Raw genomic sequence first — 13,486 nt, 5'->3', positions numbered from 1 at the left:
TTTCCACGTCGATTCAGACTGGCTCTGACGGAACCCTTCAGGTTGATGGCTTCTGCATTCATGGATTAGACAGTGTTCGTGCCACTGTCCGCAGCTCAAGGGTATGGTTTCGCGTGAAAATTCTAGTTACCGGCGGCGCCGGGTTCATCGGCTCGGCAGTGATCCGTCACATCATTTCCAACACTACCGACTCTGTGGTCAACGTCGATAAGTTGACTTATGCCGGTAACCTGGAGTCCCTGGCAGAAGTTAGCCAGGATCCGCGTTATGCATTTGAGCGCGTTGATATCTGCGATCGTGATCAGATCGACCGTGTTCTGCGTGAACATCAGCCGGATGCGATAATGCACCTGGCTGCTGAGTCCCACGTAGATCGTTCGATTACCGGTCCATCCGAGTTTATCCAAACCAATATCATTGGCACCTACACACTGTTGGAAGCTGCACGCCAATATTGGATGGCGCTGGATGATGTGCGTAAGGCCAACTTCCGTTTCCATCATATTTCTACTGACGAAGTTTACGGAGATCTTGAAGGTCCGGAGGATCTCTTCACGGAAACGACGCCATATCAGCCAAGCTCACCGTACTCGGCGAGCAAGGCCAGTTCTGACCACCTCGTTCGCGCCTGGGCTCGTACTTATGGTCTGCCGACATTGGTCACAAACTGCTCGAACAACTACGGTCCTTGTCATTTCCCTGAGAAGTTAATCCCGTTGATCATTCTCAATGCACTTGAAGGAAAACCATTGCCGGTTTATGGCAAAGGTAATCAAGTGCGTGACTGGTTATACGTAGAAGATCATGCGCGTGCGTTGTACAAAGTTGTCACCGAGGGTGTCATCGGTGAAACGTACAACATCGGTGGTCACAACGAGAAACAGAACATTGAAGTTGTGAATACGCTTTGCGCTCTTCTCGATGAACTTTGTCCAGATTCTGCCCATCGTCCTCATGCGAGTCTGATTACCTATGTGCAGGACCGTCCTGGACATGATCAGCGTTACGCTATCGACGCCAGCAAGATCCAGCGCGAGCTCGGCTGGACGCCGGAAGAAACGTTCGAAACTGGTATTCGCAAGACTGTCGAGTGGTATCTTGGCAACACTGAATGGGTCGCTCACGTCAAGAGCGGTAGCTACCAGCAGTGGATTGACCAGAACTACGCTGACCGTACGAATAAGGTATGAAAATTCTCCTGCTGGGCAAAAACGGCCAGGTCGGCTGGGAGCTGCAGCGCTCCCTGGCACCGCTTGGGGAATTGGTTGCCCTCGATCGGCACCCGCTCGAAGGTTTGAGTGGTGATCTGTCTGAGCTGGATGCGCTGCGCGCGACGATCCGCAAGGTTGGGCCCGACATTATCGTCAACGCGGCGGCCTACACAGCTGTCGATAAAGCCGAGTCCGAGACTGAGCTGGCTGATCGTGTAAACGGTGAGGCCAGTCGAGTCATGGCGCAGGAGGCCGCATCGCTGGATGCCTGGCTGATCCACTATTCGACTGATTACGTATTCAGCGGGGAAGGCTCGACGCCTTGGCAAGAATCCGATGCTGTCGCTCCGGTGAACCATTACGGCGCCAGCAAGCTGGCAGGTGAGCAGGCAATTGCAGCCTCGGGCTGTAAGCATCTGATCTTTCGTACCAGTTGGGTCTATGGCGCTCGTGGCAACAACTTTGCCAAAACCATGTTACGCCTGGCCAAGGATCGCGAATCACTGGGCGTCATTGCCGATCAGGTAGGTGCCCCGACGGGTGCGGATCTCATTGCTGATGTTACTGCTCTGGCAATCCAGCAGGTCGTGCATCGCCCGGCACTTTCGGGCATCTACCATCTGGCGGCTGCCGGCGAAGTGTCATGGCACGGATACGCGAGCCTGGTAATCAGTTTTGCCAAAGCCCATGGTGAAGAGCTCGCTGTCACGGCAATCAATCCGATTGATACCACTGCCTATCCAACTCCGGCGCGCCGCCCGTTGAATTCACGTTTGAATACACAGAAGCTGTGCGACAATTTTTCTCTACACTTGCCGGATTGGCAAAGTGGTGTAACCCGAATGCTTAGGGAAGTTCTGAATAAATGACCACGACAAATCGTAAAGGCATCATTCTCGCCGGTGGTTCGGGCACGCGTCTGCATCCTCTGACGCTTGGTGTGTCCAAACAGATGCTGCCAATCTACGACAAGCCGATGATCTTTTATCCGTTGTCAGTGTTGATGCTTGCAGGAATGCGCGAAATTCTGATTATCTCGACGCCGGACGATCTGCCATGCTTCCGTAAGTTGCTTGGAGACGGCAGTCTCTATGGCATCAAACTGACTTACGCCGAACAACCGAGCCCGGATGGGCTGGCGCAAGCTTTCATCATTGGTGAAGAGTTCATCGGTAATGATCCTTGCTGTTTGATCCTGGGAGACAACATTTTCTATGGTCAGCATTTCTCCGATAACCTGCGCTCCGCCAGTGACCGTCAGCAAGGTGCAACCGTTTTTGGATACCATGTTTCCGATCCTGAGCGTTTCGGTGTTGTGGAGTTTGATGCTGCTGGTCGTGCGCTGAGTATCGAAGAAAAGCCGGTTAAGCCGAAATCGAGTTACGCGGTCACAGGTCTGTATTTCTACGACAATCAAGTCGTCGATATTGCGAAGAAGATCAAGCCGTCCGAGCGCGGCGAGCTGGAAATCACCGATGTGAATCGTGCTTATCTCGAACAGCAAACCCTTAATGTCGAGATGCTGGGGCGTGGTTTTGCGTGGTTGGATACAGGCACCCATGACTCTCTGCTTGAGGCGAGTCACTTCGTCCACACCATTGAGCAGCGTCAAGGCTTGAAAGTGGCGTGCCTGGAAGAAATTGCATACCACAATGGCTGGATCACTTCAGAACAGTTGGCAGTGCAGGCCGACGCCTTGAAGAAAACCGGCTACGGCCAGTATTTGCAAAAATTGCTGGACTCACCTTCCCACTGACTGAAACACCTCGTTTCGAGTGGGAGCGTTCAACCAGTCCGAGCAGGAAAGCTATGCCAGTAAAACATCCCAAGGTTGCGGTTTTGCTGGCAGCCTTCAATGGAATGCAATGGATCGAAGAGCAACTGGATTCGATTCTTGAGCAGTCTGGCGTCGATGTAACCGTTCATATCAGTGTTGACTCTTCAACGGATGGAACCGAGTCGTGGTGTCATGCCTATGCGGCTCGGCATCCTGCCGTCGTCGTGCTGCCTGGCGCTGGTACTTTCGGTGGAGCCTCACGCAACTTCTTCAGGTTGATTCGCGATGTACCGATTGAAGAGTACGAGTTTGTCGCGTTCGCCGATCAGGATGATGTCTGGTATCCGGGAAAACTTGAGCGAGCAATCCGTCAGATCGGTGATCGGCAAGTAGACGCCTACTCAAGTAACGTTGTTGCATTCTGGCCAGACGGCCGCACACATCTACTCGATAAGGCTCAGCCTCATACTGCTTGGGATTTTCTGTTCGAGGCGGCTGGTCCGGGGTGCACGTATGTGTTCAGTCGCCAGCTATCGAGTCCGCTCAAGGCCTGCATGCTTGCCAACTGGAGCGAGTTGCAGGAAGTCAGTCTCCATGATTGGTACTGCTACGCCTTTGCTCGAAGTAGAGGTTTCGAGTGGTTCATTGATGAGCAGCCTTCGATGGACTATCGCCAGCACGAGCGAAATCAGGTAGGGGCCAATACGGGCATCAACTCGCTGATTGCGCGCTACAAGACCATCCATGACGGCTGGTGGTTTTCACAAGTTAAAACGATCACGCGTTTGGTTGGGCTTGAACATGATGCTTTCGTCAAGCAGTGGTTTTCGTTGTCGAGGTGGCAGTTGTTGAGGCTTTCAATGAGTGCCTGGAAATGTCGACGGCGAGTGCGCGATAAGTTGTTCTTCTTTTGTATCTGCTGGGCGACGGCGGTAGTTGGAAAAAAAGCCAAATGAGCGGTCCACGAGTTCTGGTAACAGGCGCAACCGGTTTTGTGGGTGAGGCGCTGATCTTTCGTTTATTGCGAGACAAAGTGTTCACACCTGTCGCTGCTGTTCGTGGTGAGACGAGGCTGAGTGGACTCTGTCCGGTCGTTGCATTCGATCTGGAGGGGGATCGCGCCTTGCCGGGCCTTGAGCGTGTCGAAGTAGTCATTCACTGCGCGGCGCGTGTGCATGTGATGAACGATGTGGCGGCCGATCCGCTGCAGGAGTTTCGCAGGATAAACGTCGAGGGCTCTGTGCGCCTTGCCCGGCATGCCGCGAGCGCGGGCGTCAGGCGGTTCATCTTTATCAGTTCGATCAAGGTCAATGGCGAGATGACCCAGCCTGGGCAACCATTTTGTGCTGATGATCGACCCGCCCCCGTTGACCCGTATGGCGTATCCAAATGGGAGGCCGAAGAGCAGTTGATGCAGGTCGGCAAAGAGACGGGAATGGAGGTTGTCATCATTCGGCCGCCCCTGATCTATGGGCCAGGTGTCAAAGCCAACTTTTTCAATATGATGCGTTGGCTCGACCGGAGGGTGCCACTTCCGCTCGGCGGGATAAATAATCAGCGCAGTCTGGTTGCGATCGGCAACCTGGTCGATTTGATTGCCGTCTGCATTCGTCATCCGGCTGCTGCTGGCCAGGTATTCCTGGTCAGTGATGGGGAGGATCTTTCTACCTCGCAACTGCTCCGCCGTATGGCCGTTGCGCTGAGCGTAAAATCATATTTACTGCCAGTGCCCTCATGGCTGCTGAGTAGCGCTGCGTCGCTGCTCGGGCAGCGTGCTTTGGCTCAACGCCTGTGTGGTTCGCTGCAGGTCGATATCGGTAAAACCCGCTCGGTTCTCGGCTGGTCGCCTGTCATCACGGTGGAGCAGGCGCTGCGTCAAACGGCGGGGCATCATGATTCCAGGCTCCAGCGCTGAGGTCGCATTGCCCGATTGTTCCTCGTGGGAGGCACGTTTGTTTTCGGGCGTTGGCAAACTGCTACCCTTTTTTGCTCGCGGCGCGCTTGGTACCCTACGCCCCCGGCGCGGTGGCGCATTGTCGATGTTCGAGCGCCAGGCTCAGGGTTACTAATGTTCAGTTTTCCATATCAGCACCGGGCGGTGGAAAACGATAATGTCACTGGGCTATCAAATGGCAAGGCTTCGTCGTTATAATTGCAAATTTTGCGCGACTTGGAGCGACGCATGAGCCCTTGTGCGGCTCGATCGGCCAAGGGGTCGCTCGCCCTCAATAGACGGGCTGTCGCAGGCAAAATTTTATCATTTCAGCAACGGAGTGCTCGGTGGTAGCCCCCCTTTCCCCGGTTGTCCAAAATGACAATTCGGATTATCACGATGTGGATCATGGTCGATCGGATTTCGCCGGGACCAAGGTGCGGATTGCGATTCTATTGTGCACCTTCAATGGTGAGCGGTTTCTGGCTCAGCAGTTGGAGTCCATCGCGCGACAGACTTGCCCTGACTGGTTTGTCGTGGTTTCGGATGATGGTTCCACCGACTCAACCCTGGAATTGCTGCGTGAATACTCCGAACGCTGGGGGGACGGCAAACTCTCTGTCCGTCAAGGACCGAGGTCCGGTTACGCCGCCAATTTCCTCTCATTGACGTGTGACAAAACGATTGAAGCCGACTACTTCGCCTGGGCAGATCAAGACGATATCTGGCAGGCGAACAAGCTGGAATGCGCCCTGCAAAAACTTCAGGAAACGTCTTCGCAAAGTCCGGCGCTGTACTGTGGCAGAACCGAGTTGATTGACGAGCAGGGAGCGCGTATTGGCTTGTCACCCTTGTTCGAGCGTCCGGTCGGATTTGCTAATGCACTGGTGCAGAGTGTAGGTGGTGGAAACACAATGGTGTTCAACCAGGCGGCCAGACAGCTGTTTCAACAGGCAGGCGAGGATCTGGATGTGGTATCTCATGACTGGTGGGCCTATCTCCTCGTTGCCGGTGCGGGCGGCAGTGTGATTTACGATACCAGCCCGACGATTCTCTACAGGCAACATGATGCGAATGTCATCGGTGCTGCGTCGGGCGTGATGGTGCAGTTGATGCGGGTTCGCATGCAGTTTCGCGGTCGTTTTCGTGGGTGGAATCAAAAGAATATTGCAGCACTGGAATCGATCCGGTTCCAGTTGAATGAAGAAAGCCGGATGAGGCTGGATCGGTTTCAGCGAGCGCGAAGCTCTCGAGGATTGGCCCGGGTCATCTGGTTACGAAGATCCGGGGTCTACCGGCAATCCTTATGGGGCAACCTTGGGCTGGTTTTGGCGACGTTGTTCAATGGAATCTGACACGCAGCCGGGCTTGGCTCCTTTCAGGAAGATTTCTGTGGTAATTCAAGTAATGGTTGGGCGAGAGAGTTTGCTGGGGAATTTAAACTCCCTCGGATTTATTGAGGTTTTGAAAAAATGCTGAACTTTTCGACTTCGCCCAAGGAGATGCTCAATGGCATCTGGCGCAATAAAGGTCTCATTCGAGCGCTGGTGCAGCGGGAAATTGTCGGACGCTACCGCGGCTCGATCATGGGCATGCTGTGGTCATTGTTCAACCCGATTGTGATGCTGGTGATCTACACCTTTGTATTCAGCGTCGTGTTCAAAGCCCGATGGAGTGTGGATAGCAGCTCGAAGACCGAGTTCGCGCTCATGCTGTTTGCCGGCCTGATCGTGTTCAATCTGTTCGCCGAGTGTATTAACCGGGCTCCCGGTCTGATTGTCGGCAATGTCAACTATGTAAAGAAAGTGGTATTCCCGCTGGAAATTCTTCCTTGGGTAACGCTGGGCGCCGCCATGTTTCATTTCCTTGTCAGTCTTAGCGTGTGGTTGATTGCTTACCTGATTTTCTTCGGAAAGTTGCAGTACACGGTTTTGCTGTTGCCGGTATTTCTCGCGCCCCTGATGATTTTCGTTGTGGGGCTGGTCTGGTTTCTAGCCTCGATTGGGGTTTACCTCAGAGATGTGAGTCAGATCATTGGAGTCTGCACTTCCGTTCTGATGTTCCTGTCGCCGATTTTCTATCCGATCACGGCATTGCCCGAACAGTACCGGCACCTGTTGTTCCTGAATCCGCTGACACCCGCAATCGAAGATACACGGGCGTTGCTTTTCCGGGGAGAGCTGCCGAGTTTTCTGCACTTGGGTTTCTACTATATCGCTGCAGCCCTTGTCTTATGGCTAGGATTTGCGTGGTTCCAAAAAACGCGTAAAGGGTTCGCTGATGTCCTCTAATGCAGCAATTGCCGTCAATAATCTGAGCAAGTGCTTTCATATCTACGACAAGCCGAGAGATCGGCTGATGCAGATGTTCGCTCGCGGCCGCAAACAGTACTTCCGTGAGTTCTGGGCCCTGCAAGATGTCTCATTCACCATTGAACGTGGCGAAACGGTCGGTATTTTGGGGCGTAACGGTAGCGGTAAATCCACTCTGCTACAGATGATCTGCGGCACCCTCAATCAGACTCATGGCGATATTCTGACCCATGGTCGTGTGGCTGCCTTGCTGGAACTGGGATCCGGGTTCAATCCGGAATTCAGCGGACGCGAAAACGTATACATGAATGCCGCGGTACTCGGTCTTACGCGAGAGGAAACCAACGCTCGCTTTGCCGAAATCGAGGCATTTGCGGAAATCGGCGAATTTATCGATCAGCCGGTCAAGACCTATTCCAGTGGCATGATGGTACGTCTGGCTTTTGCTGTCGCCATTAACGTCGATCCACAAATCCTGATCGTCGATGAGGCATTGTCCGTCGGCGACGAACTGTTTCAGCGTAAATGCTTTGCGCGCATCGAAGCGATCAAAGCCAGTGGCGCCACTATCCTGTTCGTATCGCACTCCGGTAGCGCGGTCATTGAACTGTGTACCCGCGCGATTCTTCTGGACAAGGGCGAAAAGCTTGCCGAGGGTGTGCCGAAGGTCATCGTCGGTCAATACCAGAAACTGCTGTATGCGCCTGCCGACAAGGTTCTCGACATTCGCGAATCGATCAAATCAGGCGCACTTGAACGACTCGAACTGGAGCGAGAAGCGCAACGTTCAGTGGTTGCTGTCGAGGCTTCGCAGGCCTCGGACAACGGTCTGGAAGAGTACTTCGATCCTCATATCGTCTCCAAAAGCGTGATGTCCTACGAATCTCACGGGGTTCTTATCAGCGATCCACGCATCCTCAATGCCGCCGGCAAACAGGTCAATTGCCTCAAGCGTGGTGACAGCTATCGCTATACCTACCGCGTATCGTTTTCGACAGGCGCGGTGGCTGTCCGCTTTGGCATGATGATCAAAACGCTGGCAGGTATCGAGATCGGTGGTGCTGCCAGTGCAGCCAACGCGCAGGACTCGATTACTTACGTTGCAGCCGACGCGCAAATGGACGTCGAGTTCAAGTTTGAGTGCAACCTGAACCCGGGCACCTATTTCCTCAACTCGGGGGTGGTGGGTGTCGTCGGGGAGGGAGAAACCTACCTGCACCGCCTGATCGACGCATGCCTGTTTCGTGTTCTGCCGGAAACCGCAATAACCGCGACCGGAACGGTGGATTTCAAGTGTATTGCAGCCTTTACCACTTCAAGTGTTGAGCATAATTAATCTTATGGATGATAAACAAATAGTCGTAGTTCTGGGCATGCACCGAAGCGGTACCAGTGCCATTACGCGTGGTTTAAAAGTCCTTGGTGTCGACTTGGGTGATAACCTGTTGCCCGCCGAGTCTGGCAATAATGAAAAAGGCTTCTTCGAAGACGCGACCATCACGGCGTACAACGAAGAGTTGTTGGCCGACTTGGGCCACGCCTGGGATAGTCTGGTGCCCATCAGCCCTGAAGAGCTGAATTCGCCGATCACTCAAAGCCATAAAGTTCGTGCCATTGAGCATCTTCGCGAGAAAGTCGCAGATATCAAATGTTTCGGTGTAAAAGACCCACGCATGTCGAGATTGCTGCCGTTCTGGCAGGAAATCTTTGTTGAACTGGGTTTGAAAGTCAGTTACGTCGTCGCCTTTCGTAATCCGAAAAATGTTGCCCATTCGCTGGTCAAACGAAACGACTTCGAAGTAGAGAAGGGCTACTTTCTCTGGCTGGAGCACATGCTGTTGAGTTTGAAGTACAGCCAGGGTGCTTCACGGGTATTTGTAAACTACGAGCTGATGCTTCAGGAGCCTGAGAAGCAGCTATGCCGAATCTCCAAGTCGCTGGGACTGCCGTTCGATCCCCAGGGACCGGAGTTTCAGGAGTATAAGCACGAGTTTCTTCAGCATTCGTTGCAACACAACAGCTTTACCCTTGATGGACTCGCCAAGGACGAAAAGGTCCCCGCCGATGTCTTGAATCTCAGTCTCCTGCTTTTGCAACTTTCGCGCGATGAGCATGCAGATGACCAAGCTGTTGTCGCTACGGTGAGCGAGCTCTATCAAGCGATGCTCACGCGTTTGCCGGCGTACCGGCTCATGCGACATTTCGATATAAATAACGCTTATCTAAGCGAGCAGTTGAGTGTGAAAGGCAAGAACCTGGAGACTCTCGAAGCTGATCACAACGCACTTGCCAGTGCTCATGGCAAGCTTGAGACGATCCACGCCGAGTTGAAAGCTGATTATTCAAAGCTGAGCGAACACCGTCGCTGGCTTGAGAATCAATACGATTCTTTTCAAGCCACTCTTTCCGAATCACAGGGCTCGGTTCAGAGCCTCGAAAATGAACTGTATCGCTACAGCTCGGGGCGGTTTTTGCTCAAGTCGCTGGTCTTGCATATGGCCGAACGTTTTGGCTTGCGTTATCGAGGCGATAACCCCGCTGAAAGCGAACTGTTCGATGCTGATTACTACCTGAGTACCTACGAAGACGTTCGTGCCGCAGGTATCAATCCGTTGCAGCACTATCTCGAGCAAGGCTGGCGTGAGGGGCGTGATCCATCGGCTGGTTTTTCCACCAAGGCGTACCTGGAGCATTATTCAGATGTACGGCTGCGACGTATCAACCCGCTGATACATTACTTGCGTTATGGGTATTATGAAGGGCGACCGATTTTCGACACCAAGGGGCGCAACTATTACCTGTCCCGTAAAATAAGCCGTCACCGAGTTGTCGTGCAGCTGCTGAACCTGGTTTCGCAGCAGCCGGAATTGCTCGGACGTTTTGTGCGTGAAGCGCGGCGTGGTGGGCTGCGTCACGCGTTGGCGATTGCTGTTCGTAAACTCAAGCGTAGTCAGAAGCGATTTGCACTGAGCCAGATCGCCAAACCGCTCGGTGATGTGGCATTGACTGAGTACGAAGTACTGAAGATCGTGCCTTACTATCTGGATCCTTATCTTTGCGAGGTTCCAAAAACCGCCACGCAGATGATTGCTGTTCATCTTCATTTGAACAGTGAGCAAATGTCCGGGAACTGGCTTGGATATCTCAAGAACATCCCTGTCGAATTCGACTTGTACATTTCGCGCATTGGCAACGGTGGGTCGAAGTTTGACGAAAAGTTGCTGCGCGCTACCGTCCCTCTATTGCGCCAGCTGGTTGTTGAAGTCGTACCTGAGCAGGCCGGAGCGATTGCATCTCTTATTATCCAGTTCGGCGGGCGTCTGAAGGAATATGACGTTGTAGCGCACTTGCATGATGAAGCTGGCGCTGCCGAGGATTCGGGCGTGAAAGTGCGTCTTGATCTCCTTTGTGGTTCGCCTGCCAATGTCGGGCAGATTCTGCAACTGCTCGATGGGGATGCGAAGGTGGTGTATCCCGTTGATACCCGGGCTGAGTCCGCTGCCTACCATCAGGCCGGCTGGAATGATGCCGCAAATGTGATCGGCATGGCTCTGGAAAAATACAGAGAGGTTGATGCGAAGGTTTTCCCGAGCGCGCAATTCCCGCGCCCCACTCTGTTCTGGGCACGGGGTGGCACGATCAGCGATCTGCTACAACTTCCATTGCAGTATGAGCACTTCGCAAATACCGCCAATGATGTTGCGCCGGAGATGTTGAGCCGTTCGCTGGAGCGTCTGGTGCTGGTAAATACCACGACCAGTGAAGGGCGCAATTACCAGTTGGAAGCCCCGCAGATCTCCCACGAACCTCGGGACTACTACGAGCCACAGGTCGATTACTCCACGAGTATCAAGCACGACACCGTCAAGGTGCTGGCGTACTACCTGCCGCAGTTCCACCCTACGCCTGAAAACGATGAGTGGCACGGGACCGGGTTTACCGAATGGTACAAAGTTCGTTCAGCCAATCCGCTGTTCTTCGGGCATTACCAACAACATGTTCCGCATGAAGATATTGGCTATTACCACCTGGATGGCCCGGCGCAGTTGCAGCAGCAAGCCGAAATGATGCAGAAGTCAGGGGTTCATGGCCTGATTTTCTATCACTACTGGTTTACTGGCCGCATGATCCTTGAGAAGCCGGCGCAGATGCTGATGGCCAATCGCGAGATCAACATGCCTTTTGCCTTCTGCTGGGCGAATGAAAACTGGACTCGCCGTTGGGATGGCAACGAACAGGAGATTCTGCTGGGTCAGGTCTATTCGAAAGAGGATGCGCGCGGCTTCATTCGGTACCTGATCCCGTTCTTCAAAGACGAGCGCTACATCAAGGTAGACGGGCGTCCGATGCTGCATGTGTATCGTCCGTCTTCGATCGAACATATCGAAGAGTACCTGGAAGTCTGGCGTGAGGAGTGCGAAAGCGCAGGTCTCAAGGCACCTTACATGGTGGCGACATTGACGCGCGGCGCTACGCACCCTGACGACCACGGGATGGATGCTGCAGTCGAGCGGGTATTGCACGACTGGACCGCTGATGCCGTGCAGGACACCCGCAGCCAGTTGCGTCCGTACTGGCCTCTGGAAGGTAACGTTCTGAACTACGGTGAAGTTGCCGAGCATTATATGGCGCAGGATCTGGGCAAGGATTTCACCTTGTTCCGGTCCTTGGTTCCGACTTGGGACAACACCGCTCGTTACGGCAATCGAGCCTATGTGCTGAACAACTTCACTACGGAAAAATTCCAGACTTGGATGGAGTTTTTGGTGGACTATTCCGAGCAGAACCTGCCGGAAGATCGTCGGTACGTTGTCGTCAACGCGTGGAATGAATGGGCAGAGGGCGCGCACCTTGAACCCGATACCCGTTTCGGGTACGGCTACCTCAATTCCATCGGGCGCGCACTGTCTGGGCAGGCGTTTGCAGCGACCAGTCACTGTGCTCCTGCCACGGATCTGAAGCTCAACGTAACCTTGACCTCCGACGCCTTGGCTCGTCTGGACGCCGAGCCGGAATCGCGTCGCAAGTTCCTGGAGTGCCTGGCCAGCTCGAACGTGCTGCAGAATTGCTCGGTTGCTACAGACAGCGCTCAGGTCCAGCAGGCATTAATGGCGCAAGGTCTGAATGTCGGCAACCACCAGCCCGAGAATGCTGACTTCACGTTGGTGTTCAGTGATATTTGCCTGTTTCCTGCATCGGCCATCGAGTCGTTGCTGAAAATGGCGAAACGGCACAAGGGTTATGCGGTATCGGCCAGTGTGCGAAATGACCCGCTGTATGTGCAGAGTGAAGGTACTGTCAACTTCAGTATCAATGCTGACCAGGTGGCGTTCATGGCATTGCAGCCCGCGGCCCCAGCGGTCGGTTACAAAATATGCTGTGAAGCCACATGTTTCCGTTTGCTGCCTGAGAGCGGTATTCAGTCCGCAACACCCGATACGGTATCGACCATCGTGCGTTATCACCGTCGAGGTGACCGGGCGTCGTTGCTCAATGCACTGCTCTCATTGATTGCCCAGTCCGGTTGCCGGGTGTTGCCCGTGCTGGCTATCCAGGACATGGATGACGAAGAAATAGCGCTACTTCAGGCGCAACTTGATCAGTTGCCGTGGAGCGAGCATTGCGAACCGGTGATTCGCCGCTACTTTTCGACAGAGCAGACACCGGATCTGCGCTCGCTGATGTTGAACGATGCGCTGAAGGCCGTCGGCAGTGGCTATGCAGCATTTCTTGATTATGACGACATGCTGTTTCCGTGGGCCTATAGCTCACAACTTGAGCAGCTCAAGTCCAGCGGTAAAAACGCAACCTTCGCGCGCGTTTACTCCACCATGGTGGATTCGGCGACCGGGTGCATTATCAAGCGTGACAAAATTTATGACTACGGTGAAACCTATCGCGACTTCATCGAGCATAACCATGCGCCGCTGCACAGCTTCCTGCTGGATCTGAACCAGTGCGATCTGCAAGCCATTACTTACTTCGATGATATGAAGTACATGGAAGACTACTATCTGACGATGCAGCTGTTCACTCGCGAAGGTACAGATTGGGAGTCATTGCGCACCTGTGGTTTTATCGGTGACTACATCCATCGAATTGGCTGTGACACTCATACGCTTGCGCTGACTGACGAACAGCAGCGTGCCGACTTGCTCAACAGCGAGTCCTATCGCATCTGTGAGGCCCGCATCAAAGCCTTGCGTGATCGTCTACTGCCCCAGGCATAGGGCTCAGGAGGCCCGTCAGTGCA

Annotated in this window: 9 protein-coding genes; all 9 read left to right on the top strand. The window is 53.8% G+C overall.

All coding sequences use genetic code 11. The features are described from left to right. Positions 1–113 precede the first annotated feature (113 nt). The 9 genes from rfbB (at position 114) to AC193Q_RS11845 (ending at position 13,463) form a co-directional block, all read left to right on the top strand. On the top strand, positions 114–1,190 hold the full coding sequence (rfbB, locus tag AC193Q_RS11885; RefSeq protein WP_121186577.1) for a dTDP-glucose 4,6-dehydratase: 1,077 nt from the start codon (positions 114–116) through the stop codon (positions 1,188–1,190). Continuing rightward, the gene (rfbD, locus tag AC193Q_RS11880; protein WP_121186575.1) at positions 1,187–2,080 is read left to right on the top strand and encodes a dTDP-4-dehydrorhamnose reductase; all 894 of its coding nucleotides are present in this window, start codon (positions 1,187–1,189) and stop codon (positions 2,078–2,080) included. The genes rfbB and rfbD overlap by 4 nt, the downstream gene beginning before the upstream one ends. Then, positions 2,077–2,967 (top strand): glucose-1-phosphate thymidylyltransferase RfbA, encoded by an 891-nt coding sequence (gene rfbA, locus AC193Q_RS11875; RefSeq protein WP_121186573.1) that lies wholly within the window; start codon positions 2,077–2,079, stop codon positions 2,965–2,967. The genes rfbD and rfbA overlap by 4 nt, the downstream gene beginning before the upstream one ends. A 53-nt stretch (positions 2,968–3,020) precedes the next feature. After that, positions 3,021–3,944, top strand: coding sequence for a glycosyltransferase (locus AC193Q_RS11870; RefSeq protein WP_121186571.1), 924 nt, complete (start codon positions 3,021–3,023; stop codon positions 3,942–3,944). After that, positions 3,941–4,903 (top strand): UDP-glucose 4-epimerase family protein, encoded by a 963-nt coding sequence (locus AC193Q_RS11865; protein WP_121186569.1) that lies wholly within the window; start codon positions 3,941–3,943, stop codon positions 4,901–4,903. Before AC193Q_RS11870 ends, AC193Q_RS11865 begins: the two co-directional genes overlap by 4 nt. A gap of 365 nt (positions 4,904–5,268) precedes the next feature. Next, positions 5,269–6,276, top strand: a complete 1,008-nt coding sequence (locus AC193Q_RS11860) for a glycosyltransferase family 2 protein (protein ID WP_121186567.1) — start codon at positions 5,269–5,271, stop codon at positions 6,274–6,276. Positions 6,277–6,393: 117 nt separating this feature from the next. After that, positions 6,394–7,212: an ABC transporter permease gene (locus AC193Q_RS11855; protein WP_121186565.1), complete on the top strand. Its 819-nt coding sequence runs from the start codon at positions 6,394–6,396 to the stop codon at positions 7,210–7,212. Next, positions 7,202–8,569 carry an ABC transporter ATP-binding protein gene (locus AC193Q_RS11850; RefSeq protein WP_121186563.1) on the top strand — a complete coding sequence of 456 codons (1,368 nt, stop codon included), beginning with the start codon at positions 7,202–7,204 and terminating at the stop codon, positions 8,567–8,569. The genes AC193Q_RS11855 and AC193Q_RS11850 overlap by 11 nt, the downstream gene beginning before the upstream one ends. Positions 8,570–8,573: 4 nt before the next feature. After that, positions 8,574–13,463, top strand: coding sequence for a glycoside hydrolase family 99-like domain-containing protein (locus AC193Q_RS11845; protein WP_121186561.1), 4,890 nt, complete (start codon positions 8,574–8,576; stop codon positions 13,461–13,463). Positions 13,464–13,486: the final 23 nt, after the last annotated feature.

This window comes from Pseudomonas sp. F2, assembly GCF_057174385.1.
This window is presented reverse-complemented; position numbering and strand designations above follow the sequence as displayed.